Origin of the sequence: Ekhidna sp., from assembly GCF_040220215.1 — a bacterium.
Lineage (GTDB): Bacteria > Bacteroidota > Bacteroidia > Cytophagales > Cyclobacteriaceae > Ekhidna.
The window spans coordinates 362790-388164 of the sequence record NZ_JAVJTR010000011.1 but is presented as its reverse complement, the minus strand read 5'-3'; the positions used below and the strand labels follow the sequence as shown (position 1 = coordinate 388164).

Here is a 25375-nt window from a genome sequence, read left to right as displayed (position 1 = left end):
TGTGATGAAATAATTACTCAACCTTCCAAGCAAGTGTATCGTGATGCTCAGCAATGAGTGAACGTAGGTAACTGCCTATATAGTTCACACCGTCAAAGCCTGCATCTTTTGCAGCTTGATCTTCTTTTTCAAACGGTACAACCGGTCCTGCAAAGTCACGCATGTCATCATAATATCCGATAGTGAAGCTGTCCCAGCTGGGACCCAAAACTCTGGTGAATATTAAGTTGGGTCTATGTTCAATTCCTGCATAAAATTGATTTTCAGCCAGTCGTTGCTCAAGAAGTTCTTCTTGCTTTCCTGCCAAGGCAGTAAATATTTCAATGTGAAAAAGTTCGAATTTTTCAAATACGTCAATAAAAGCATTGATTGACGGGCCATTTACAATCGCCTCTTCCTGGAATGAGACCATATCAAAGAAAGAATCACCATATGGTTTTTCGACGGTCTTTGATCGGGAACGCTTTTGCATTTTTTCCACAGAAAAATAATTTTCAAGCTCATAAATTGGATGAATAAACATCAAGTCCCAATGATCTCCCTGGCTGTGTCTCAACAGATACGGCTTGTTTTCAAGATAACTCTCATAATTAGAAATATCTTCTTTTATAGTGTCGATAAGTTCAAGGAGATAGCCAGGCTTTGCTCTCAGCATGGTGACCTTATAAAGTTGGTTTTGGGCGATACTTGTTATGGAAAATAGGAGTGCTGCTAAAATTAAAATCTTTTTCATTTGACTAATATAATTCTTAATGAAGAAGGCCCTCACCTTCGGTTGTTGTATTCCTTAATCAGCACATTCAGTCTTTTAAAGGCGAGTTCACCCTTCGCCTCCTTTAGGTGATGCATAATGGCCAGCCCTTTAGCCAGCTGGCTGTCCACATTTTTTACTTTTCCAACAATATGGATTAAACTTCGTTGTTTGCCCATGGTAAGCTGCTTAAAGAATTTAACCCCTTCGTCATCCTGATCCATCAAAACCTGAAATGATTCAGGTACTGGCATTCCATACTCAGTATTGTCTTTCTCCAAAGTGACTCTAACTTCATCACCTTCTGAAAGTTTGTTCTTTTTTAAGAACTCCTTCTTCATATAAATAGAATACACATCTCCCTTATGCATCAATGCCGAGTAAATCGGTTCACCTGAATTGATGGTACACTTGACCCGACGATTATCCCCATCAATGAATGAATTACCAATCTTTTTCGGAATGGGAACATAATAGCTCCAGAGTTCTGATTCGAATTTGAGGATGGTTGTCTTAAGCGTTAATGGATTCACTTATTTTTTTAAATTACTATAGCGTTATCTCTTAAAGCTAATTTACCAACATGAAAAATATTTGCCTTCTTTTTGCCTTCTTTCTTTTGACCTGCAGCATTGAAAATAATTCAGAATTGCAAAGGCTTGAAGCCTTGAATGATGTAAAGACTATTACAACCATTTTTACAAGTCACCAAGCAGATACTAAACAAAAAGATGGGAAGATTGTAGCGATTGTAAATTTCAAACCTGATGGAACAATTTCCGAATTTATAGAGCAAACGACTTATCCTTATGATCGAGATTATGATGTTAAGAAAGAGTTTTGGGACGAACCAAATAAGGCATTGCTGCCATATATCATGGATGGATTATCACTTGATGCGGCTGAGAATAATCTTATTTATGGAAATAATTGGCCAGCCAAATATGCGAAATATCTAATGCGGACATCTGAAAAAGAGAATACAGATTTTGAGTGGATAGAAACTGTAGGCGTAGATGATGATAACAAACCCAATGAGATTAGATTAGGGAGAAAATGGAAGAATTCTATTGAAGAATTTTCAGGAATCATTAAGCTTTATGAATATGAAGGAAATAAAATCATTGAATCAGCGGATATGCATATTGTACCTGCTATGAATGAAGTGATGAAGAACACCTTGCAAGAGCGATTGAAAAAGGCAAAAAATGATAAAGAAAAAGAAGAAATAAATTCACTTATCAAAATGCAAAAACCTCAAAAATCAAATGTGATAAACTTTAATTATGAGGAAGATAAACTTGCCAGCATCATATTAAGCAATAGAAAAGAGCATAAATTTTATTATGAAAAAGATTTATTAATCAAATCTGAATTTTATGTTGAAGGTAAACTTTTCAATACTCGTTTATACCATTATAAAGCTGGACTAAAGGAGAAAACAGAAATTTTCAACATGAACTCTGAACCTGAGTATACCATCACTTATGAGTACGAATTTTGGTAATCATTTCTTAATTAATGGCAGTCTGACAGTGGCAATAGTTCCCTTGCCCCATTCAGAGCTATAATTCAAAGATCCTCCATGTTCATTAATTATTGCGTAAGTAATGGAGAGTCCCAGTCCGGTTCCCTTACCAGGGTCTTTGGTGCTGAAAAAAGGCTCTGTTATTTTCTTTAGATTTTCTGGCTTTATCCCATGCCCCGAGTCTTCAAATGTGATCGAAACATTGTTCTTTTCAATCATTGTCTTAATTGTAATACTGCCTTTTTTCTCAATGGCTTGTATGGAGTTGGTGAGAATATTCAAAAATGCCTGATGTAGCTTGCCGTTGTTTCCGAGTACCATAGCTTTATCTTCTGAAAAGAATTTGTTTAGTTCAATTCCGTTTTTTAGCCGATAGCGGATCATCGTTAAACAATTATCTATCAAGTGATAGATGTCGCATGGTTCTAGTTTTTTATCTGAGGAATGACTGAATTCATTGAGACTGGAGACAATCGTTGAGGCTCTGGAAATTCCTTCTTTGACGGCTTTCAATAACTCAGCATACTCTTCTTTCTTAATTTTTTTACTTCGCTTAAGTGTCTGTTCTAAACCTTCTATACCACCCTGAATAAAATTTAGCGGGTTGTTTATTTCATGAGCGACTCCAGCCGCTAAAATTCCCAAAGAAGCCATTTTGTCTGATTGAATCATTTGTTCTTGAGCGCTTTTAAGCTGATTTATGGCTGCTTTTAGTTCTTGTTTTTGATCTTCTAATGCTTTAGTTCTGTCAGCTACAGTTGCTTCTAGTTTGAGGTTATTTGTTGTGAGGTTTCTCAATCGTATCCAGTAAATAAACAATGCCAGAAAAGCAATGAACACTCCGAGAAAAACTTTAGCCCAGGTGGTTTGCCACCAGGAAGCCTCAATAATGATTTGTTGTGAGGTGATGGGAGTGAAGAAATTATTATCCAACCCGGTCTGAATTTGAAAATTGTATTTACCTGGTGAGAGGTTGGTGTAAAGACCGTTTCTATCTTCTGATGCGACCACCCAATCTTTATCGAAAGGGGAAAGCTTATAACGGAATTGAAGCAGATCTGTTTGTGCATAGCTGATTCCAGTAAAGTCGATAAGCAACCGGTTGGTGCCTGAAGGGATTTTAACTACTTTCTCAATCGGTATTTTAGAATTATCTGCATAAATATTTTCAATGATCGTTTTTGGATTAAAATTCGGTTCTTCAATCTCATCAGGATCCAACCTAACCACACCCCCAATAGTCGGTATCCAAATTCTGTTCTTTGAGTCAGTATATGATAAGACGGCCCCTAGGCAATGGCTATTTTTCATACCATAACTTTTATCAAATTGCCTAACTTTTAATTGGTCATTGTTGTCTTTAGCCGCCACTTCAAGGTCTTCTTTCTTCACACAGAGAATATTGTTTTCAGAAGGCATCCAAATCTGTCCGTTTGCATCTTCCACAACATCGTAAATTATGTTTGACGGCAGACCATTTTCTGTATTAAAGTTAACAATCCCATTTTCGGTATAACCGGTTAGTCCATCATTTGAGGCAATCCAAATGTAATTAGCAGTTGAATGTGTTGCGAACATAAAATTAGAGGGCAACCCATCTTCAACGGTCACGGTCTTTTCAACTTTCCTATTGCTCAGGATATTAAGTCCACTTATGGTGCCAACTATGATTTTCCCTTCTTCATTTTCCTCAATGGACATGATGTAATTGGAACTAAGCCCATCGTCAATTGAAATTTGAGTCCATTTATTAAGGGAATCAAAAATGATGAGTCCGGCATTCTTTGTTCCCACCCAGATAGCTCCTTTTCTATCCTGAAAGGCAAGCCTAACAAAGTTGTCGGGGAAACCATTATTAATAGTTAAGTGCACGCTCTTTTCACCATCGAGAATTACTAAGCCACCATACGTACTAATCCATACTCTACCTCTATTATCAGTAAATAAGTTTTTTAGCCTTTCGGAAGGAATTGGAATGGGTGGCTTAAAGACAGAAATCATTCCATTTTTCAGCTTGTTTAGCACCCCGTTTTCATTTCCTAGCAGATAGGTTTCATCCTCAATTTGAGTCACACTACTAATAATGTTTGTGGCCAGTCCATCATTTTTAGTGAAGCTGGTAATGGATCCATCCGATAGACATAAAATTCCACTTCTATAGGTACCTACCCACAAATTGCCTTGTTGATCAAAGAAAATATCTTCAATAATATTGTTTGGCATACCACTTTCCTCAGTCAAGGAATCCAGGCGGTTAGTTGATTGTTGATATCGAAATAAGCCTCGCATGGTACCTATCCAAAGCGTTCCGTCATCGCCAATGACCAGTGTGTTTATTGTGGTATTTCCAAGGATAGATTTTTTTATTACCTCATTGCCATCCCAGTAATATAGTCCGCTACCTGTGCCCAAATACATCATCTCCCTATCCGGAAACAATGTGTTAATACCATTTATATCATCGCCAAGTTCAATTTTCTTGAGTCCGGTTTCTGAATGAATTAAAAGTTGAGAGTCATCAGTTCCGAAAAATATATTTCCATTGTTATCTTCTTCAATTGAAAGAACTGTCCTATTCCTAAGGCCAAAATCATCAGTAAACTCAGTTAGCACACTATCCTTGTAAAGGTAGAGGTGATTCGATTTTGTACTAAACCACAGGTCTCCGGATTTTGCAATTAGCATATCTTCTATACTGAAATAGGAGACTTTCTCAAGGTCTTTCGGAACTATAAAGTCCCCGTTTTCATACCTGACAATCCCATGAAGTGTTCCAAGCCAGAGTTCACCCTTGGTCCCAATTTCAATACGTAGCACATTGGAAGAGGGGATATCACTGTTTTTGCTACTGAAAATGGTAAAATCCTTACCATCAAATCTATGAAGTCCTGTATATGACCCAATCCATATATAGCCGTCTTCCGTTTGAACCAATTCACTTGTAGATTCGGAGGCGAGTCCATCTTCAGTATTCCAGTTTCTCAAAACCAACTGGCTGAGTCTTTTCTCTTGGTCCAGGTTACTTTGAGACAGGGTAACAATGGGAAGAAAATAACACAATGAAGAGTGTAATATGATACAGCTAACGTGCATCAAAGACCGCAAATGGAGAGGGACTGTTCTGAAATGATTAATCATGGCGGGCCAACAGTTCATTAATATAGAAAATCCATTTCGAATATTAATGCTTTGATTATTATGTTTTTTCAGGTTTCGTCCAAATGAATTTCTCAAGGGTTAGAGCACGTGGATGTAGATCATTATGAAGTGGCTCAAACTGCCGCCAAGAACAAAGAAGTGAAATATGGCGTGATTGAATGGAAGTGATCTAATGCTATATAGCATAGCTCCAAGCGTGTAAAAGATACCACCTGCCAGCAGCCAGATTAGGCCTTGAGTATCCATCGTTTCAAGCAATGGCTTAATTGCAAAAATCGCAATCCAACCCATGATAACATACATGATGGTCGAAAGTCGATCAAACCGGCCAGTAAAAAAAAGCTTCAAAATTATTCCGCATAAAGCTACACCCCATATCACCCAGAGAAGGATGGTACCTATGCTTTCCCTTAATGTAATTAAACAGATCGGTGTATACGTACCAGCTATAAGTACATATATAGCAGCATGGTCGAAGACCCTAAGTTTAGCTCGCGCTTTTGAATCTTTTGCAGCATGATAAAGTGTAGAGGCAGTGTATAAGGTTATTAAACTCGCTCCAAAGGTGATAGAAGACACAAGCTGGGTCCAGTTTTCAGACATACATATCATAGCGCCCATGCCAACAATACTCATAATAGCCCCTATGGCATGAGTGATTATGTTCAGGCGTTCTTCTGCCGGGATGTAATGTGCTTCTGACATGTTTACAATGGCATGAAGATAACATAGAAAAGGCCATCCATCTTTACTCGCTTAGGAAAGATTATTTAGTGCCTCATCTGAAGGGATATCCCCACTAAGTAATTCCAGGGTTTTACCAAAAGTTTTTTTATTGTGCAGTGCTTTTTGCACAACTGTAGCTACATCTGTTCTAGGAATTGAACCGCCCTTTTGACTGACTTTATCCTTTAGCTCAATATTGTTGGTACCCTTATCATTGGTAAGATGTCCGGGTCTTAAAATTGTGTAATTCAGGCCACTTTGCATCAAGTGCTTGTCAGCATCTGCTTTGGCTTCATAGTAGTGTGCCATTGATTCCGGCCAATTGTTGGAGCTGGCATCTACGCTTAAAGCACTCACCATGACAAACCGATCCACCTTATGCTTTACTGCCAGGTCGATGGCCTTTTTGGCACTTGCCCGATCTACCAGATGGGTCTTGTCTTTGCCGGTATGGGCACCACTGCCTGCTGTGAACACCACGGCATCAGCACTAGCAACCGCATGATCAAAATCTTTCTCCAGATCAGCGAGCACTGTACGAATGCCTTTGTCTTCGAAAGATTCCTGCTGCTCTCTCTTTCGCACCATTGCGATAGGTTGATGTGGGGTTTTTTTCAACTTTTTAGATAAAATGGTTCCAATTTTTCCGTTTGCGCCTATGATCAATACATTCATTTCTTTTGTGATTGCGTTTATAATAATCAATCGATTTTCGCGCAAATCGTTCAGGGAAATATGAATTTGCTAAAGTGAGCACTGACAAAAAAAGCACCTAAAGGGTGCTTTTAATGTTCAACGGTATGTAGTGCGGTGATCAGAGCGATCTCAACTTATCAATAAGGCGAGGATTAATACAAGTAGAAATAATTTCCCAGCCATTTCTGCATAAACGCGTTTTATAGATAGTGATTTTAATAATTGACTCATGTCAGTAATGATTGTTGGTAATACAAAACAAGGCGCTTTTACTATGTGAAGCAATACCCTATTAAGGGTATTTTTATTTCTTTCGATGAATCTGTGAGAAGTCACCACCAGTAATGGTCTATTGTATATAAGCTTCATTTTCTGTAACTTATCGTTAATCAAATTCCAATATTATGGGCATCATAAAAAAGATTGAATCGATTCAGCCACCCATTTTTGTGGATCTTCTACGCATCTTATTGGGTGGATTTATCACTTATAAAGGAATTGTTTTTGCCAGCAATTTTGACAGTTTTACGGCAAACATTCAGTCGGTGGGTTGGGTTTTTGTAGCTGCTCATCTGGCTCATGCGATAATATTTATTCACATGGCAGGGGGGATTATTTTGATGTGCGGTGCACTAACACGATGGATGTGTTTGGTCAACATTCCCATTTTGGCAGGGGCTGTAATTTTCAATTATCTCCAAATGCTAACCGCTGAAAACTACATGGAGTTTCCTATGGCGTTGGCAACCCTTGGCCTTTTGATCTTAATCGCCATAACAGGCAGTGGAAAATTTTCCCTCGACTATATACGGGATCAGCGATTGAAAATGAAATCTTCTTAGCGAAGGAGAAGTGAGCTGTCACCGTAGCTAAGAAATCGATACCCCTTCTCAAGAGCCGATTGATATACTTTTTTCCAGTCAGGCCCAATGAATGACGCTACCAATAGTATAAGTGTAGAGCCCGGGAGGTGATAGTTGGTTATCAGGCCTTCGCAAATCTGAAAGGAATAGCCGGGGTAAATGAATATCTCGGTTTGACCTCCAATTTTATCCACGCCTGTTAATTTCATTTTTTCAAGTACAGCTCCTAATGCATCTGATTTTTCTACAGGAGTAAGAGAGTACGGATCATTTTTATGAACAAAAAAATCCTGATCACCCTTTAAAAGCTTTACTCCATGCCAGTAAAGACTTTCCAAGGTTCTCATCGAGGTAGTACCAACGGCTATTACTTTTTTGGCTTTCAATAGGCTTTCAATATTATCAGCACTTATCCATACCTGCTCGTTGTGCATAGGATGTTCACTAATATTTTGACTCTTTATGGGCTGAAAAGTCCCGGCTGAAACATGTAATGTTAGATAGTCTGTTTTTACTCCCCGCTTTTCAAGCGAATCAATGATCTCTTTGGTGAAATGCAATCCAGCAGTAGGGGCTGCAACGGCACCCTTCATCCTGCTGTAAACTGTTTGATATCGGTCTTGATCGTTTTTATCAACCTTTCTATCAATATAAGGAGGAAGTGGTATTTTACCTATTTCAGTCAGTAAATCAGAAAAAGTATGCGAACTATCCCATTTGAATGTTACCACATTTTGCCCTGTCCGCTTAGCTTCAAGATTAAGAGATGAAATATAAAGTGAACTGTCTGACTTCCATTTTTTTGCATTCCCTATCATGCATTTCCAGGAACAACCGCTCGTTGCGTTCATTACTTCTTCATGAACTTTGGAAGGCAGGATTGGTTCAAGAAGAAAAATTTCAATGCGAGCACCACTTTCTTTATGCATAATGATCCTTGCAGGAATTACCTTGGTATCATTAAACACCAGAAGTGAATCATCTGGAATCAGGTTCTCAATGTTTTTAAATTGGTGATGTGAAATCTCACCTTGATTGTAGAAAAGGAGCTTGGATTCATCTCTCTCTTTTGGCGGATGTTTGGCAATCCTGTCATCTGGCAGGTCGTATAAAAATTCTTCTAACTTTAGATTCATGTTGAGCCTCGAAGTTAAACGGTACATACTTGATTTTAAATTTTCCGCACGCACCAGTCGAGGGGAAATGAAGGATCGTAAAGTATGGTTTTTAAAATTGACTGATGAGAATGGCGTTACAGGTTTGGGGGAAGTAGCACCGATTCATCGTTTAAGCCCGGAAGTTGTGGATGACATACCTGTTTTTCTGGAGCAGTTGAAAACGTCGATGAAAAAAATGCGAGCCCCGCAAACTGAAGCTGAGGTTTTTGAAATAGTTTCATCAGTGGTTCCACTTGGAATGCCAAGCGTGCGGTTTGGTTTGGAAATGGCGCTTCTTGATTTGATGAATGGTGGTCAAAAACATGTTTTTTCCAGGGATATCCAGAAAATACAAGTCCCTATTAATGGGCTGGTTTGGATGGGGGATGAAGCTTTTATGAAAGCACAGATTAAGGCTAAGATGAATGAAGGATTTGAGTGTATTAAGCTGAAGGTGGGAGCCTTAGACTTTGATGCAGAACTACAAATAATAAGCTCATTGAGAAAGTTGTCTAACGATCTCGTTATTCGTCTGGATGCCAATGGTGCATTTGATACAAGTGATGTGTTGTTCAAACTCAGGGATTTAAGTAAGTATAATATTCACTCGATTGAGCAGCCGATTATGCCAATGCAACCGGAAGCAATGGAGCTTGTTTGCAATAGAAGTGAGATTCCTATAGCGCTGGATGAAGAATTGATAGGTATAAATAATTCGCGTGATCGGGTGGATCTGATTCAGGATCTGAAGCCACATTATTTGGTACTGAAACCAACCTTGCATGGCGGATTCAACTCTGTGAAGGAATGGATAGACCTAGCAAATATTCATGGGGTGAATTGGTGGATTACTTCTTATTTGGAATCTAATATAGGGTTGAATGCTATTGCTCAGTTTACAAGTTTGTATCCAGAAAATAAGGAATTTCATGGGTTGGGTACAGGCGGCCTTTATCATAATAATATCACCTCGCCGATTGTTGTTAGCAATGGATACTTTACTTACGCAAAATCTAATGTGTGGGGAGATGTATAATTTCAGCGGCTAAACTCTCAAAGCTTTTTGTGTGAGCATGACCCAAAACGGACTTATAAATATGGTTATTGCAATGACGATTATTGTAATTTGATAACCATAAATTGTAATGATGTTCTGTTGTAATCCAAGTGTGGCAAGTACAAAACTAAATTCTCCGATTTGAGCTAAAAAAGAACCACCAAGCATGCTTTCTCTCCAGGTATTTCCAAGCAACCTTAATGAAACGGTATTTATTCCATGATTGGAAAGGTACACGATGAGTACAAGGAGGCTGACGGCCAACAAATGCTCTTGTAAGAAAGCCAAATCTATCAGCATACCAACTGAGATAAAAAAGATAGAGATGAGGATCACTCTAAATGAGTGAAGGCTATCGTGCAACCATTTGTTTGCATCAGATGCATTAATTAAGATACCGGATACCAATGCGCCTAAACTTGCCGATAGTTCAAATAATGAAGTAACTAATGCAATGCCAAAACAAGCAATGAGCCCAGCAAAAATTTGCAATTCATGGTCTTCTTTCAGGATGTTCTCAAAAGGAAATTTGATCTTTTGTTTTTTAATCAGAAAGATCATTGCGGCAATAATTAAACATCCTCCGATTACCTGAAGCGTTATTTGTTCATAATCCAATGTCTCACCACCCATTAAGGTCAACAAGATCATCATTGGAACAATGAGGATATCCTGTGTCAGTAGAATACTAATGACGTTTTGGCTTGTCTTATCACTTGTATCTGATCGATCTTGTAAAAGCTTAATTACAACGGCTGAGCTGCTAATGGAAATGATGAATCCAAGTAATACCATTCGGTTCATGGTCCAGCCCAGAAAGGATCCTAGCACGTACATGAGGATTACACTAAAGACGACTTGCATCCCGGTTCCGAAAAAAGCGACCTTCCATCTTTTCAAAAAGTCTGGCAGTGAGATCTCCATGCCAATAAAAAACATCAGAATGATAAGGCCTATGTCTCCAAGATTTTGAGCAATTCCAATATCCGTTACAATAGCTAAACCGTGTGGCCCCAGAATAACTCCAGATAAAATGTATGCGATGATGTATGGCTGATTGAAACGTCGGAGTATAAGCCCAAGAATTACGATCACCAGGCTAATAATGAGTAGCAGGTTTACTTCAGAAGCAAGGGCGCTTAATAAAATCATCTAAGTAAAAATAGTCCTTAAAAATGCATCTTCATCCCCTCATGAGACGCCTTAAATCCTAGTTTTTCATAAAACCTCAACGCGTCTGGTCTGGCTTTGTCTGTTGTGAGCTGTATGAGATGAGCCCCTTGCTCTTTAGCGGAGGTAATCATCCATTGAAAAAGCTTTTTGCCAATCCCGGTACTACGATGAGTTGATTTTATTCTAACAGCTTCAATTTGCGCTCTTATGCCACCTTGGTAGGTCAGGTATGGAATAAATGTGAGTTGAGCTGTTCCGACTACCTCACCATTATCACTTATTGCTACAAGGAGATTTTGATTGAGATCCTTTTCAATTTTGGAGAATGCAGCAAAATACTTTTCGGGGAGTGGCTCTCTGTAGTCTTCTCGCTTGCTTCCCAACTCGTCATCCGCCAGCATTTCTACTATGTGAATGATATCATCCTTTGTTGCTCTCCGAATTTTCATCTCCAATCAATACAGAAGAGACTATCAAAACTTATGTTTGTGATAGACTTTAGCTACAATTTTCCAGCCACTTTCAAATTTCATTAAGCTGAGATAATCTGTATATATTTTTTTGCCATTATTGCTCAACTCTACTTTTACATGAGCAGACCCACCGGTCACGTCTACATATGCAAAATTGTGCTTAAAGATTTTTTTTTCGTCCGTAGGATCATATCCGTCGGCTTTTCTTTTTCTTACTCCAGCCACCCAATCATTAATCGGGTATTTACTAATTTCTTCACCTTTGGCGGTGTATATCGCAAAATCCTTATGAAATCCGTTTTCCATGGCTTTTGCGTCTAACTCATTGAACGCTCCATTGATATAGGATTCAAGAACAACTTTTTTGACAGCATCCTCTTCTGCTGTGGTTTCTACCGATCTTAAATTAAATGATAAAAGAGCCAGGATAATGAGCCCCAGAGAGAAGATAGCTTTTGTTACGGTTTTCATTTGAAGTTGGTTTTTGGTTTCCAACTTTCCAACGTTCAATAGCTTTTCTGGTTGCCCTATTGCAAGAGGTCGAACTCACCCATTTCCTCTTCCTCGTCATATAGGCTTTTGCATTTTTCGTTTAGCTGATCATACTCTGCTTTATTTTCATCTAAAAAATCCTGATAGTCAGCCTTAGACATCCACTTATCAATTACTACATAGTTTTTACCATCAGAATTCTTCATCAATTCACTTCCCAGGTAATCTTCTGATGATTCAAAAAACTTGAACCAGCTACCATTACGGCTATATTCTTCTTCAAATTTGGCTTGGTTTGATGACACTTTGTATTTCCAAACAAGACAGTACATTGACATAATATGATCTTTTGAGGTTAGCTAAAGATATAGAAATATGTAGATATGAATAGGAATGATCGAAAAATTACTATCGTCACTTGACTATTAAGCCACTGATACCTTACTTACTATATTGACATGAGCAATTGACCAATGCAAAAAAACAATATTGACAATACGAATCTGGTGAATCGTCTTAAAAAAATGGAGGAGGAATTGGAGCGGGCTGGTTTATTGAGGGACACACTTATTAGGATAGTAAGTCACGACATACGTGGGCCAATGAGTAACCTCAAAAGTGTCATTAGTCTTGTAAGAGAAGAGCAGGTTGGGATAGAGCAAGCCAAAGAATTCATGGTCACAATTGATAAAGGCGTGGATCACACGGTTCAGATGTTGGAGGAACTGATGGAATGGGGCCAGGCCGCATCTCGAAATAAGAAAGTCGAGCAAGAAGAAATTATTCTCAAGGATGTTATTGAATCAATAGTTAAAAAGATTCAACCGCAAATAGATGATAAAAAGCTGGATTTCGAAATATCCGGGGATATCGATGCGGTATGCTTGTTTGATAAAAATGCAATTAGGGTAGTGCTCCGAAATTTATTTTCCAATGCAGTCAAGTTTACTGAAAGGGGTGGGCAAGTGAGGGTGAAAATTAATATGCAGGATGACCTCATTGTGATTGCCGTGAGTGATACCGGAATCGGAATTCCAGATGAAATGAAAGCCAATCTTTTTGAATTGAAAAAGGATAATAAACGAGTCGGAACCGAGAATGAGAAGAGCTCAGGTGTTGGACTTTTTATATCAAAAGACCTCATTAATCAAAATGATGGTACGCTTAAAGTGGAAGATAATCCAGATGGTAAAGGGACTGTGTTTGAGTTTACAATGAAGCGGTCTAAACCTTAATTTTTAAGGAGTATGTCCCACTTACCAATTAGAACCCATTTTTAATTATAAAGCTGAGAATATGATTGAAGCGATCGACACTGGCTTCCCTTTCCTGATCTTTTAGAGGTAAGCAACTCTTCCCCTTCGAACAAATAGCTTTTAACCAAATACTCTTTTTGCTTTTTGTTCCTTCACTGTAATGTGCAAGTTCAGTTCTGTCTGGATAGGCCATTGGTTTTATGGTCTCAAAGCTATATTCATCAAAAATAGATGTATTGGAGCTACTAACTAGGATTAACAATCGGTGGAAGTGAAAAAGTAGTCTCATGATTTATTCAAATGGGTAAAACGATTCGCTGTTTTCGTTTTGAAAGGAGAAAATTTCTTTTTCTGAAATTTTTTAAGAATATTTCTAATGATAGAAACAAGAGTTAAGTATTTTACCTAACCAAAAATAGATATCCGATCCTCGGTATTTCTTGTATTTTTGTAATGAAGATTTTTACCTATGGAAACACTCACAGCAGAAGAAAGAGCAGAGCGCAGAGCCGCGAGAAGAGCTGCCAGACAGGCCTCCAAAGTAGATAAAGAATACACCATTCTTTATGTGGACGATGAGATGCCCAACTTAAGAGGATTTAAATCTACATTCCGAAGATTGTATAATGTTCATACGGCTCTGGGGCCGCAAGAAGCTTTAGAAGTCATTAAAAAGGAAAAGATTGACCTTATTGTGACGGATCACCGGATGCCTCACATGTCAGGAGTAGAGCTACTGAAAGATGTATTTACAACTCATCCGGAAATAAAGCGCATGATATTAAGTGGGTTCATTAAAAGGGCAGATTTATACGAAACCATTGGGGATTTTGGAATTCATGATTTTGTAACTAAACCTTGGGACTTTGATGATCTCAACGGGATTTTCCAGCGTATTTTAAAAACCGATGCTGATGTCAAAGATTTCAGCAAATTAGGTTAGGTCTTCTCTGAAGCTCACTTTCACCTCTTCTTTAGATATTTCCAGGGTGCCTTCCAACTCTTCAGTCAGGAGTTCAATTAAAGAGGTTTCAACATTCGACATCTGCCCTTCTTCAAGCGTGGTGACAGATAAGTTAATTTGATTTTTTATTGAATCTAATTTAACAAACACTTCACCTTTTTGAGAGGAGTTGATGTTGCTTAAAATCTTTTGAAGAATTATCCCGAGGAGAAGCGCTTTTTCATGAAATAAAAACCGATCTTCTAACTCTACAGTATAGCTATCGATTCCTGTGGATTGAATATTGGCCGCAACTAGTTTTTCCAGGTATGGTTTGATTGCCACTTGCTTGTAGTCATCCGTGTGGTATAATGGATCATGAGCCCTTGCAATGGTATGAATGCTTTGGGTAATCTCGGCCAGCGTTTCTTTTTCTTTAGGATTTCCGAAAGTTTCTAGCTCAATTAGGCTGTTAATCAAAAGAAGGTTGTTCTTTACCCTATGATGAACAAGCCTTAATAATTCAGATTTTTCTTTTAGGTTTTCACCAATCTCATTTTTATATTTTTTTTGATTGTCAAGTTCTGATTGTACCCTGTTTAGGTTTTTTTTGGTGATGTTGCTAAAACTATATGTTACAAATATGTGAATGATTGTAACTGACTGTACAACTATTAAATCTACCCAGCGAACGGCTGGAATTTTTCCAGATTGGTAAAGTCCGAATTGTTCCGCAAAAACAATATATGCAAGACAGATAATAACGGTTATAGTGGTAATTACAACACCCCTCACGTTCATCACCAAACTGGAAAACAGGACGATTACCGGTAGTACAATGATGCCGGTTTCGTGTATGCCATTGCCAAGTGTGCAGCTCAAAGTAGTAGCTGTTATGAGGATGGAAATCAATATGATTACCGAAAGATTTATCATCCCACGATAAAGCGTCATTAGTGAGATTAGGCAAAAGATTGGAACGGTTAGGATTGTCAGCGCAATTTGAGTCAGCCCGAGCGAAAAATTCACATATGCTAGAATAACAGCAACAAGTGGAATGATATACAAAAATGTTTTAAGCAGATTAGTAATCTCTCCTCGTGAAAAGGAGTCTAGCGTGTCGTCATATGGTAGCCACTTGGAGATCATTCCACACTTTTTGTAGTAAAAGTAAGAATAACCTCAGAAGGTTTTTTTTTGAGTTCACCCTTCAATTGTTTCGTTAATAGGTTCATTACTATGCCTAGTTCTCCATGCTTCAAATCTTCAAATCCGGCCAGTTTAAGTGTAACCCTATTCTCTTCTGCATAAAGCCGGATTTTAAGTAATACAATTTTCTCATCATCCAATTCACTTACCAGTTCCAACAGACATATTCCAAAGTTGATTGCCTGGTCTAGACTGGTGGTACACCGTTTTTGGCTTATTTCAATTTGCAACACTTTGATTTGAAGATTCTTTTCATAGCTATCCAAAACTTTGCGAGCCAGTTCCATGATGTCTAAAAAGATAGGAGCTCGTTCTTTTAAAAGGATATTATGAGCAATTTCCATTACTAAGATTTTTCTTTTCAGGCTGTTATGGATATTGCTGCTAGAGGAGGCTTTATCAATCTGCTTATGAGCAATTAGCTGCTGAATATGGCTCAAGCTATTAATCGCGGCTTTGTGTATTTCACTAATTATTTCTTCTTTCTTGTAAATCTCTTTTGCGAGATGATTGGCGTCTTTTTTACTTATTGAAATCTCTCGCTGAACATGTCTCAATGAATTTTTCATATTTCTGGTTAGACTAAAAGCAACAAACCCTCCCAGAACAATTAAAAGAGCAGCAATTATAAAATCACCAGTATTTCCCGGAGGTACCGGAATTGGTTCGAAAAAATTGAATTGAGCACCTACCACCAGCCAAGAAAGCCCTAGAACACTCAGGACTGAAGCAATAATTAGCTGCTTTTGATCAAGAATAATACTGGAAAATCCAATGATAATTGGAAACCCAATTAGCCCAATATCATGTATCCCATTTCCAAATGAGCAAACTGCCGTCAGAAGCAATGTGAAAAAAAATGAAACAATCATAACAGATACTCTGAAGTTTCCTTTCAAGAAAAAAGACCGTGAAATTAAAGAGACAATTAAGCCAATAGATATTAGAATGGACATTTCTAAGTCCAACTGAACCAATTGCCGAACAAGAACGATAATGAGAAATAGAGGTAAAAAAATGAATCCCAAATTAAGCACTCCGGCAATGCTTTCTTGCTCGCTTCCAGCGTATCTTTTTTGCGTGTATTCCGGTAATTTCAAGATTAGGCGTTTGATTGGATAAATCTAGTTGAAAAAAGTTATCAATGTTTTTTCACAAAATCTTACCGCTCATACAATTCACATAACTTTCCGGCCTTTAACTCGTAACTAACCCGAACGAAAACCAATCTATGAAAACCCGTGCTTTGTTGAGCTATGCTTTTTTAGCTCTATTCATTTATTCATTTTCTCAATCCAATAAAATTTACGAACCAGGTCAGATTCGTCAAAAGCTGGAAAAACTAAACGTGCTGGGCTCAGTACTTTATGTTGCAGCACATCCCGATGATGAAAATACAAGATTGATAGCCTATTTCGCTAACGAGGAGCTTATGAGAACGGCCTATCTGTCAGCTACAAGAGGAGATGGAGGCCAAAACTTGATTGGGCCGGAGATTAGAGAAGAATTGGGTTTAATCAGAACGCAGGAGTTGTTAGCCGCAAGAAGAACGGATGGAGGCCAGCAATTTTTTACAAGAGCGAATGATTTCGGGTACTCCAAAGACCCGGAGGAGACTTTCAACATTTGGAATAGAGATCAGGTGTTGGCTGATTTCGTATGGACTTTCAGGACATTTCGGCCAGATGTGGTAATTACACGTTTCAATTCTGACGGAAGAACCCACGGCCATCATACTGCAAGTGCCATTCTGGCAAGAGAAGCGTTCGAACTGAGCGGAGATGCATCAGCTTTTCCTGAGCAATTAGATTATGTTGAAACCTGGCAGCCTCAAAAGTTATTCTGGAATACAGGCTGGTGGTGGTTCCGTGATTCCGGAGGAGATACTACCAACCTTAAAACACTGGATGTGGGACAATATAACCCACTACTTGGAGAATCCTATCCTGAAATAGCTGCTAAAAGCAGGAGTATGCATAAGAGTCAGGGATTTGGTTCTTCTGGCTCCAGAGGAGAGCAGATTGAATATTTGGAGCAGTGGGGAGGTGAAGAGGCGGAATCTGTTTTTGGAGGAATCAATACATCCTGGGAGCGAGTGACTTCTTCAAAAGAAGTTTCCTTTTTTATCAATAAAGCAATCGAAGCATATGATGAGAGAAACCCTGCATCTATTATAGCGCCACTAATGGGAGCTAGAAAAGCTTTAGAAAGCATTGAAAGTGAATTTTGGAGGGAAATAAAACAAAAGGAAATAGATGAATTGATTGTTGCTGCTTCAGGACTTTATTTGTCACTTACTTCGAGTGAAGCAAACTATGCAATTGGAGATTCCATAACCATTTCAATTGAAGCTGTAAACAGGAGTAATGTGGATATAGAAATTCAGCAAATCAGCTTTAGCAGTTGGCCAAACCCTGTTTCAATTGGTGCTCCATTATTGAATAATAAGCCATTTACATCCGAAATGAACTTCCAGCTTCCCGCTGGAATGAAATTTTCACACCCGTATTGGTTGAGAGATGAGGGAACACTTGGCATGTATGTGGTCAATGATCAGGAGCTCATTGGAAAGCCTGAAAATGATCCAGCGATTAAAGGAGTTGTATCAATAAACTTAAGTGGGGTCAAAATTGATCTTACGGTTCCTGTTGTTTTCAAAAGAACAGACCCGGTTGATGGAGAAGTTACCGAGCCGATTTCGATTGGACCTCCAGTCATGGTTAATGTATCCGGAGGAGTTTTAGTTTTTGCTGATAATAAATCCAAGTCTGTTGAGGTGCGAGTTATCGCAGGAAAAGCAAATTGCACAGGGACTGTATTCTTAAATACACCAGAAGGGTGGAGTGTGACACCTACTGAATATGATTTTAACTTAGGAACGAAGTTAGAAGAGAAAATCTTCACTTTTGAAATTACTCCTCCGTCCAAAGCCTCCGAGGGGTATGTTTCCGCTAAGGCTAACATCGACGGACGATCTTATTCAAAAGGTTTGTCGGTTATTGATTACGATCACATACCAAAGCAAACTTTGTATCCGGATGCTCAGGTAAAAGTGGTTCGGCTGGACCTGGTACGAAATGGCAATGCCATTGGATATATAGAGGGCGCGGGAGACGCTATCCCTGAAAATTTAGAACAGATAGGTTATGAGGTAACAACCCTGGAAAAAGATGATGTAACACTTGATAATCTTCAGAAATTTGATGCGGTTATTCTAGGCATACGCGCTTTCAATACGGTGGAATGGCTATCATATAAAAACACTGTACTATTTGATTATGTAAAGGATGGTGGCAATCTCATCATTCAATACAACACAAGCCATCGACTGGTAACTCAAGAAATCGCACCTTATAGTCTTAAACTTTCGAGGGATCGAGTTGCTGTGGAGCAAGCTCCAGTAGAAATAATTGCCGTTGATCATCCGGTCATGAACTCACCAAATCGCATCACCGATAAAGACTTTGAGAACTGGGTTCAGGAACGCGGACTTTATTTTCCTGATGAGTGGTCAGATGAGTTCATTCCGATATTAAAAAGCAATGATCCCGGGGAGAGTCCAAAAACCGGAGGGCTACTCGTCGCAAAGTATGGAAAAGGGTATTACGTCTATTCCGGATATAGCTGGTTTAGAGAATTACCAGCAGGAGTGCCCGGAGCTTATAGAATTTTTGTAAACTTGATATCGCTAGGTAAATGACAGAATTGATTTCCGAAAGAAACATAGACAAGCCGCCATTATTCAAAAAATGGAGATACCTCTACCTCTTTGTAGCGGTATGGCTTACTGTTCTTATTCTATTGTTTTACGCTTTTAGCTCATCTTATTAAATGAACAATCTTGACCTGATTGTGCTCTTTGGCACATTGTTATTCATTGTTGCGTACGGGGTATATAAAACCAGGGGGCAAAAGGATATTGAGGGATACCTTCTGGGTGGGCATACCATGAAGTGGGGAACAATCGGACTCTCAGTAATGGCTACTCAAGCCAGCGCCATCACATTTATCTCCACTCCCGGTCAGGCCTATGAAAGTGGAATGGGCTTTGTTCAAAATTATTTTGGGCTACCAATTGCGCTCATTGTTGTTTCTGCAGTGTTTATTCCTATTTTCTATCGGCTTAAGGTTTATACAGCTTATGAGTTTTTAGAAAAACGGTTTGACTTAAAAACAAGATATCTGGGTGCTTCTCTATTTTTAATACAGCGAGGGTTAGCAGCTGGAATTACCATTTATGCTCCTGCGATCATCATTTCTTCCATCCTTCATTGGGACTTGACTACTACGATATTAGGAACAGGTATACTCGTGATCATTTACACAGTTTCCGGTGGTACGAAAGCAGTTTCCATTACTCAGAAGCAGCAGATGGCAGTGATTATGGTAGGGATGTTTGCAGCCTTTTTTGTGATTATCAACTACATCAATGATTACACAACTTTTAGTGGTGCGTTGGAAATCGCTGGAAATTTAGGAAAGCTGGAAGCAGTAAACTTTAGCACGGATGCCGGTGAGCGATACACCATCTGGTCCGGGCTGACCGGTGGGTTTTTTCTGGCACTTTCATATTTTGGAACAGATCAATCGCAGGTTCAAAGATATCTTGGAGGATCGAGTGCTGCTGAGAGTAGGATGGGGTTAATGTTCAATGCCATTCTGAAAATCCCAATGCAATTCTTCATCCTGTTTGTTGGGGTGATGGTGTATGTGTTTTTCATTTTTTACAATCCACCAATCCACTTTAAAGAAGCTTCTGTAGACATTGTTGAGAATTCAGAATATGCTGGAGAGTTTAAGGCCATCGATGAAGACTATACTATAGCACTGGATCAAAGAAGGGTAGCAGCAGAAAATCTTGCAGACAAATCAATATCGGCAGATCAAAGAGAAGTTTTCGCCACTCAGTTGAAAGAAGCAGATGCACGGTCGGTTCAGTTACGACAAGAGGCGAAGCAGGTCATTCTTAAGGCAGATGAGACGCTGGAGACGAAGGACTCTGATTATGTATTCTTGACCTTCATTATAACTTATCTACCTCACGGGTTAATTGGATTATTGATCGCAGTTATTTTTTCTGCGGCAATGTCCTCCACCTCTTCCGAGTTAAATGCTCTGGCATCAACCACTTCGGTTGATTTCTACAAGAGGGCTATCAAAAAAGATGGGTCGCCGCATCATTATCTCAATACCTCCAAGCTTATGACATTTGGTTGGGGTGTTTTAGCAATTCTATTCGCCATTTTGGCCAAGAATTCTGAGAACCTAATAGAAGCTGTCAATATCATAGGATCTATTTTCTATGGGACTGTTCTTGGAATTTTCCTGGTGGCTTTTTTCTTCAAGAAAGTAAAAGGAAATGCAGTGTTCATCTCGGCTATCATTGCTCAGACGGGTGTTATCATTGTGCACTTCATGACCGAAGCAGATATGTTTTCACTTAGTTACCTGTGGTACAATGTGATTGGCTGTGGAGGCACGATCATTCTTAGTTTGATATTTCAGATATTGATCGGAAACAAAAAAAGCGTGAGCTAGACCCACGCTTTTGATATTTTGAAATCGAACTCTTTTACTTCAAAGAAGCAATCAAATCTTCATTTCTTTTGATGTATCCGAAATCTCCCTGCTCGAAAGCCTTTGCTTTTGCCATTGAATCCTGAGCAGTTGCAATTGCTTCTTTCTTCTTACCCATTTTAGCTAGAATCTGAGCTTTGGTGTGTACATGCCAGAACTGTCCTGAGTTTTCACCCATAGAGAGATACTTGTTCATCCACTCCAATGCTTTTTCCAGATTTTCTCCTGAATTCAGGTAGTAGTTAGCAGCAGCCACGTAGTTCTGAGGATTTACCTGCGTTTTAGCAGCGATATCCTTCATTACACTTTCATGGAAGTCAACACTTACAGGTACTTTCCATGAGGTGTTTGCCCATGCAAAATGAATGTTTGCCGAAGTGTTGTCTGCACTAATGTCAGAGATTTGGAAGGTCATTCTTTCTACAGAGTTATCCAATTTCATTGGCTTCACAGTAGCTTTTGCCACTACCTTTTCCTCGTCGTAGTTGTTCATGTTTCCGCCAATCATCTCTGAGTGGAACATCACCTGCCATTCATCAGCTCCGGGCATAGTTACAATCTGATACTCTCCAGCTTTCACATCCTGCCCTGCAATTTTCACATCAGTGCTAAAGGAAATCACAGTTCCGGCATTCGCTCCAGTTCTCCATACCGCTCCATACTGCTCCAGGTATTCATCGCCTGTTCCAAATATTTGCCGGTCTTTTACACCAGGTCGGAAATAATCAATGCTGATTTCTGTTAATCCTACTGTTGAACTTACTGATCCTGCCGGGCTTGGCTGAGGAGTGTTAATTTGTGCTGCGGCACCAAATGTGACCAACACACATAGTGCGATTAGATTTGTGATTCTTTTCATTTGTTAAAAGGTTTTATGGTTTTCGAAATTAATACATCCGTTTACGAAAAACTCCCAAGATCGTTTTACCTGAGAGAAGATGTTGTGCAAATAGCCAAAGATCTTTTGGGTAAGGTACTCATTACGAATGTGGAAGGAGTGATTACCGCAGGGAAAATTGTAGAAACTGAGGCATATTGTGGACGAGATGACAAAGCCTGTCATGCAAATGGGAAACGTACTCCAAGAACAGAGATCATGTATGGTGAAGGTGGACGTGCTTATGTTTATCTATGCTATGGTATTCACCATTTATTTAATGTGGTTACAAATAAGGATGGCTTAGCTGATGCTGTGTTAATCAGGGCATTAGAGCCAGTAGGGGGATTAGAAGTAATGCGGGAAAGAAGAAAATTTGCTAAAGCTAAACTGGCCTCCGGGCCTGGAACTTTGTCGCAAGCGATGGGGATTCATATGAATATGACAGGACAGGATTTACTTTCTGATGAATTGTGGGTTGGGACGAATAAGGATAATGATAATTTTGAAATTATAGCTGATGTGAGGATAGGTGTAGAATATGCAGAAGAAGATGCGTTAAAACCCTGGAGGTTCTTAATTGCTGGTAATAAGTTTGTAAGCAAAGGAGCAATAAAAAAGTCCGGCTAACCATACCGGACTTCAATAATTCACTAGCTGTTTAGCTTTGTCACCAACTAACCAATAGAGAAACTTTACAAGTACAATAATATATACGAATATTTATAAAATCAAATTTTTTTCACAAAAAAATCAAATTAAATAGTTGAAAAGTTCAATAATAGCATTACTTCTGTTTTTAAGTATGTTTTCATATGCTCAGATTAGATTTGAAAATTCAGGTATTAAAGTTGATTCTTTAAGTACACCCAGAGGACAGAATTATCTGGTCATTAATCCTTACCAAAAGGCGATGGCCTTTACAGAAGAAATTCAAGGATCACCGTCGGAAGCTCTTATTTATTTTTCTGGGAATAGAACGAATAATGATGAAAAGTGGGAAGTATTGACATTTCCTGATTGGCTGGGCGAAAAAGGAATGCTTAGCCCAATTGGATTTACACCATTTGGGATTTACTATAGTCAGGTGACTTTTGATAAAGGAGTTTACAATGGCAAGGTCTTTTTCGTTTCTGAGGGAAATAAAGAGGAGGTTAATATTCCTTTCTTTAAAAACAAAGCACCTATCCAGAGTGGATGCCTTTCTAAAGATGGCAGGTATATGATCTTAAGTATGGAGTCTAACAACACATATGGTGTTGAAGACTTGTATATAGTGAAGCAAAAATCGGATGGCACATGGGACCGTGCAAAGAATCTTGGCTATCAATTAAATACGGAATATCAAGAGGTAACACCTTTTCTGGCTGAAGACAACCGCACATTATTTTTTGCTACCAATGGCAGAGGAGGCCAGGGTAGCTTTGATTTATTCTACACCGTGCGTCAAGACGAGTCGTGGAGAAACTGGAGTGAACCCGTTAATCTAGGTTCACAAATCAACACTTCCGGGTCAGAGACTTCATTCGCTTTTGTAGATGGGTCGGAGTGGGCGTACTACGTCAGTTCGCAGGATAGCGATGGGTATGGAGATATTATGCGTATTAAATTCAAAGAAGAGATTGAAGAGGATACAACCCGTATAGAGCAACCTGCAGTAACAGTTGAAAAGCCAGCAGAGAAATCATCCATTATTACCCTGAAGGTAGTAGATGCAAAAACCGGTGAAGTATTACCGGCAGAATTGATTAAAGCCGAGGAAAAGCAAATAGGAGCCAATGGAACCTTTGAAATTGATTCACTTACTGGCGAGGAGGTTGAACTAAAATCTCCCGGTTACCTACCGAAAGTCATTATTCTGGATGAACAATTAAAAATTGGAGAAAATACAGTTGCTCTTTCATCTGTGGCCAAAGGAAGTGTGATCACCTTGGATCATGTGTTGTTTCATCGGGGAACAGCAAACATGATTGATGGATCCCAGAAAGAACTAAATCTGGTGGTGGAAGTAATGAATGACAATCCGGACATTAAAATCCTGTTAAAAGGCCACACAGACAATACCGGTGATCCGGTAAGGAATATTCAACTATCTGAAGCTCGTGTGAAAACGGTAAAGGAATACATCATCGCTCAAGGTGTTAGCCCTTATCGTGTGAGTGGAAAAGGATACGGGGGCAATGAACCGATCGCAAGCAATGAAACCGAGGAGACGCGCAAGCTGAATCGGAGGGTGGAGTTTGAGGTAGTGGAGGATTAGGAAATCTTTTTAAACGTTTGATGAAGTATCAATACTCTTCTTATGTAAAATCCAAGGGTTAGGGAAGTCATTAAAAAAATTAAAAAGGAAGGAAGACCTATTTCTTGCTGACTTATAATACCTGAAAGTCCAAATAGCATCAGGAACAATCCTGGGATTAGCCACCTTAATATTCGTGATGGACTAGTTGTAGTTTCAATTTTTTCACTACTTTTTTCTTTACCAATTTGCTCCATCAATTCATTGGTGAATGTTTCGGAGGTTCTATGTAAGCTGTTTTTTAATAGCTTTTCTATTTTCTCATCTTTCATAAGAGTTCGTATGATTCGTTTCCCAACAATTTTTGTAGTTCTTTTTTGAAGTTGTTCCTTCCTCTGGATAAATCCATTTTTATTTTAGACATCCCATGACCGGTTACCTCCTGTATTTCCTGAATACTCAGTTCGTTTAAGTAGTGAAGCCTTAATGTGAGTGACTCATCCTTTTTCATTCTAAGCAAAGCTTTATTCACATAAAAATTCTGATCACTAATTTTCATTTCATCAGGTTGATAGCATTCTTCTTTGACTTCAATTTTCCACCTTCTTTTCCGAAGTGCTGAATTTGAAGTATTAACGACTATCCTAAATAACCAGGTTGCAAAGTTTGCGTCAGCTCTGAAGGAGGAAAGGCTTTTATAAACTTTGATAAAGGCTTCCTGAAGCACATCCTCTGCTTCCTGCTCATTTTTCATTATAGAACAGGCCAAAGAAAGAGACGGGTCTTTATAGGTTTCCACAATGGCGCGAAAAGCTATGGTGTCCCCTTCCTTGGCTTTGTTGACTAAGCTGATATCTAGCTTGGGTGACTTCAATCCTTATTGCGGAAGTGATTTGCAGCAAAAAGCCCTACACCAATAAATACAAGAAGAAAACCATAGATGAGCATGTCCATCATGTCTTCGGAAATATTCAAAAGTGTAAGGAAGGAAGCTAATCCCAATCCAACGCCACCAGCTATCACAATGCAAGCCAGGTCGATAAGTGTAACCTTAAACTTCTGATCCTGTGGATTGAAGCCACGGTCAGCGAGTGCTTTTTTTGTCAGATATGTGTAGCGAGCGATGATGTAAATGGTAAGAATAATTCCACCAAAAAACATGATTGCAAAGACGATATTTTCTAATAGTGTTTCCATTG

26 protein-coding genes are annotated in these 25375 nt (G+C 38.9%); 9 read left to right on the top strand and 17 right to left on the bottom strand.

Going from position 1 to position 25375, the window contains the following annotated elements; all coding sequences use genetic code 11:
* Positions 1–13: 13 nt before the first annotated feature.
* Together RIC88_RS06160 and RIC88_RS06155 are read right to left on the bottom strand one after the other, a co-directional pair.
* Positions 14–733 (bottom strand): hypothetical protein, encoded by a 720-nt coding sequence (locus RIC88_RS06160; RefSeq protein WP_350216639.1) that lies wholly within the window; start codon positions 731–733, stop codon positions 14–16.
* A gap of 32 nt (positions 734–765) precedes the next feature.
* On the bottom strand, positions 766–1284 hold the full coding sequence (locus tag RIC88_RS06155; protein WP_350216638.1) for a DUF1905 domain-containing protein: 519 nt from the start codon (positions 1282–1284) through the stop codon (positions 766–768).
* A gap of 50 nt (positions 1285–1334) precedes the next feature.
* Between RIC88_RS06155 and RIC88_RS06150 the strand changes: the two genes are divergently transcribed.
* Complete coding sequence (locus tag RIC88_RS06150) at positions 1335–2258, top strand: hypothetical protein (RefSeq protein WP_350216637.1); 924 nt, start codon at positions 1335–1337, stop codon at positions 2256–2258.
* On the opposite strand, the gene RIC88_RS06145 is transcribed toward RIC88_RS06150, so the two are convergent.
* From RIC88_RS06145 to RIC88_RS06135, 3 genes are all read right to left on the bottom strand, one after another.
* Positions 2259–5264 (bottom strand): sensor histidine kinase, encoded by a 3006-nt coding sequence (locus tag RIC88_RS06145; RefSeq protein WP_350216636.1) that lies wholly within the window; start codon positions 5262–5264, stop codon positions 2259–2261.
* A 252-nt stretch (positions 5265–5516) separates the two neighbouring features.
* The gene (trhA, locus tag RIC88_RS06140; RefSeq protein WP_350216635.1) at positions 5517–6143 is read right to left on the bottom strand and encodes a PAQR family membrane homeostasis protein TrhA; all 627 of its coding nucleotides are present in this window, start codon (positions 6141–6143) and stop codon (positions 5517–5519) included.
* Between the two features lie 51 nt (positions 6144–6194).
* The gene (locus RIC88_RS06135; RefSeq protein WP_350216634.1) at positions 6195–6839 is read right to left on the bottom strand and encodes an SDR family oxidoreductase; all 645 of its coding nucleotides are present in this window, start codon (positions 6837–6839) and stop codon (positions 6195–6197) included.
* Between the two features lie 425 nt (positions 6840–7264).
* Here RIC88_RS06135 and RIC88_RS06130 point away from each other — a divergent pair, with 425 nt between their 5' ends.
* Entirely contained in the window at positions 7265–7702 is a 438-nt protein-coding gene (locus tag RIC88_RS06130; RefSeq protein ID WP_350216633.1) for a DoxX family protein, read from the top strand.
* On the opposite strand, the gene RIC88_RS06125 is transcribed toward RIC88_RS06130, so the two are convergent.
* Positions 7699–8859, bottom strand: coding sequence for an S-adenosylmethionine:tRNA ribosyltransferase-isomerase (locus RIC88_RS06125; RefSeq protein ID WP_350216632.1), 1161 nt, complete (start codon positions 8857–8859; stop codon positions 7699–7701). The genes RIC88_RS06130 and RIC88_RS06125 overlap by 4 nt on opposite strands.
* On the opposite strand from RIC88_RS06125, the gene menC reads away from it, so the two are divergent.
* Complete coding sequence (gene menC, locus RIC88_RS06120; RefSeq protein ID WP_350216631.1) at positions 8858–9916, top strand: o-succinylbenzoate synthase; 1059 nt, start codon at positions 8858–8860, stop codon at positions 9914–9916. The two genes, RIC88_RS06125 and menC, sit on opposite strands and share 2 nt — an antisense overlap.
* 9 nt (positions 9917–9925) lie before the next feature.
* Here the strand turns inward: menC and RIC88_RS06115 are convergent, their stop codons facing one another.
* From RIC88_RS06115 to RIC88_RS06100, 4 genes are read right to left on the bottom strand one after another with little or no spacing between them, the layout of a single operon-like run.
* Positions 9926–11089 carry a cation:proton antiporter domain-containing protein gene (locus RIC88_RS06115; RefSeq protein ID WP_350216630.1) on the bottom strand — a complete coding sequence of 388 codons (1164 nt, stop codon included), beginning with the start codon at positions 11087–11089 and terminating at the stop codon, positions 9926–9928.
* 17 nt (positions 11090–11106) lie between these two features.
* Positions 11107–11559, bottom strand: a complete 453-nt coding sequence (locus tag RIC88_RS06110) for a GNAT family N-acetyltransferase (RefSeq protein ID WP_350216629.1) — start codon at positions 11557–11559, stop codon at positions 11107–11109.
* A 24-nt stretch (positions 11560–11583) separates the two neighbouring features.
* A complete protein-coding gene (locus tag RIC88_RS06105) occupies positions 11584–12054 on the bottom strand; it encodes a nuclear transport factor 2 family protein (RefSeq protein ID WP_350216628.1) in 471 nt (156 codons plus the stop codon).
* A gap of 56 nt (positions 12055–12110) precedes the next feature.
* The gene (locus RIC88_RS06100) at positions 12111–12413 is read right to left on the bottom strand and encodes a hypothetical protein (protein WP_350216627.1); all 303 of its coding nucleotides are present in this window, start codon (positions 12411–12413) and stop codon (positions 12111–12113) included.
* Between the two features lie 135 nt (positions 12414–12548).
* On the opposite strand from RIC88_RS06100, the gene RIC88_RS06095 reads away from it, so the two are divergent.
* Positions 12549–13310: a sensor histidine kinase gene (locus tag RIC88_RS06095; protein WP_350216626.1), complete on the top strand. Its 762-nt coding sequence runs from the start codon at positions 12549–12551 to the stop codon at positions 13308–13310.
* A 28-nt stretch (positions 13311–13338) separates the two neighbouring features.
* Here RIC88_RS06095 and RIC88_RS06090 read toward each other — a convergent pair whose 3' ends face one another.
* Positions 13339–13620, bottom strand: coding sequence for a hypothetical protein (locus RIC88_RS06090; RefSeq protein ID WP_350216625.1), 282 nt, complete (start codon positions 13618–13620; stop codon positions 13339–13341).
* A gap of 180 nt (positions 13621–13800) precedes the next feature.
* On the opposite strand from RIC88_RS06090, the gene RIC88_RS06085 reads away from it, so the two are divergent.
* On the top strand, positions 13801–14274 hold the full coding sequence (locus RIC88_RS06085; RefSeq protein ID WP_350216624.1) for a response regulator: 474 nt from the start codon (positions 13801–13803) through the stop codon (positions 14272–14274).
* On the opposite strand, the gene RIC88_RS06080 is transcribed toward RIC88_RS06085, so the two are convergent.
* Both RIC88_RS06080 and RIC88_RS06075 read right to left on the bottom strand, forming a co-directional pair.
* Entirely contained in the window at positions 14266–15423 is a 1158-nt protein-coding gene (locus tag RIC88_RS06080) for a histidine kinase dimerization/phosphoacceptor domain -containing protein (RefSeq protein WP_350216622.1), read from the bottom strand. The genes RIC88_RS06085 and RIC88_RS06080 overlap by 9 nt on opposite strands.
* Positions 15420–16583, bottom strand: coding sequence for a sensor histidine kinase family protein (locus tag RIC88_RS06075; protein ID WP_350216621.1), 1164 nt, complete (start codon positions 16581–16583; stop codon positions 15420–15422). Before RIC88_RS06075 ends, RIC88_RS06080 begins: the two co-directional genes overlap by 4 nt.
* A 131-nt stretch (positions 16584–16714) precedes the next feature.
* Here RIC88_RS06075 and RIC88_RS06070 point away from each other — a divergent pair, with 131 nt between their 5' ends.
* Together RIC88_RS06070 and RIC88_RS06065 are read left to right on the top strand one after the other, a co-directional pair.
* Positions 16715–19183 (top strand): PIG-L family deacetylase, encoded by a 2469-nt coding sequence (locus RIC88_RS06070; RefSeq protein ID WP_350216620.1) that lies wholly within the window; start codon positions 16715–16717, stop codon positions 19181–19183.
* A 131-nt stretch (positions 19184–19314) separates the two neighbouring features.
* On the top strand, positions 19315–21021 hold the full coding sequence (locus RIC88_RS06065) for a sodium:solute symporter family protein (protein WP_350216619.1): 1707 nt from the start codon (positions 19315–19317) through the stop codon (positions 21019–21021).
* A 34-nt stretch (positions 21022–21055) separates the two neighbouring features.
* On the opposite strand, the gene RIC88_RS06060 is transcribed toward RIC88_RS06065, so the two are convergent.
* Entirely contained in the window at positions 21056–21919 is an 864-nt protein-coding gene (locus RIC88_RS06060) for a DUF2911 domain-containing protein (protein ID WP_350216618.1), read from the bottom strand.
* A gap of 15 nt (positions 21920–21934) precedes the next feature.
* Between RIC88_RS06060 and RIC88_RS06055 the strand changes: the two genes are divergently transcribed.
* Positions 21935–22567 carry a DNA-3-methyladenine glycosylase gene (locus RIC88_RS06055; RefSeq protein ID WP_350216617.1) on the top strand — a complete coding sequence of 211 codons (633 nt, stop codon included), beginning with the start codon at positions 21935–21937 and terminating at the stop codon, positions 22565–22567.
* Between the two features lie 136 nt (positions 22568–22703).
* Positions 22704–24197 (top strand): OmpA family protein, encoded by a 1494-nt coding sequence (locus RIC88_RS06050; protein WP_350216616.1) that lies wholly within the window; start codon positions 22704–22706, stop codon positions 24195–24197.
* Here RIC88_RS06050 and RIC88_RS06045 read toward each other — a convergent pair.
* The 3 genes from RIC88_RS06045 to RIC88_RS06035 are packed head-to-tail and all read right to left on the bottom strand — an operon-like array spanning position 24194 to position 25373.
* A complete protein-coding gene (locus RIC88_RS06045; protein ID WP_350216615.1) occupies positions 24194–24508 on the bottom strand; it encodes a hypothetical protein in 315 nt (104 codons plus the stop codon). The genes RIC88_RS06050 and RIC88_RS06045 overlap by 4 nt on opposite strands.
* On the bottom strand, positions 24505–25050 hold the full coding sequence (locus RIC88_RS06040; RefSeq protein WP_350216614.1) for an RNA polymerase sigma factor: 546 nt from the start codon (positions 25048–25050) through the stop codon (positions 24505–24507). The genes RIC88_RS06045 and RIC88_RS06040 overlap by 4 nt, the downstream gene beginning before the upstream one ends.
* Positions 25047–25373 (bottom strand): hypothetical protein, encoded by a 327-nt coding sequence (locus RIC88_RS06035; RefSeq protein ID WP_350216613.1) that lies wholly within the window; start codon positions 25371–25373, stop codon positions 25047–25049. Before RIC88_RS06035 ends, RIC88_RS06040 begins: the two co-directional genes overlap by 4 nt.
* Between the last annotated feature and the right edge of the window lie 2 nt (positions 25374–25375).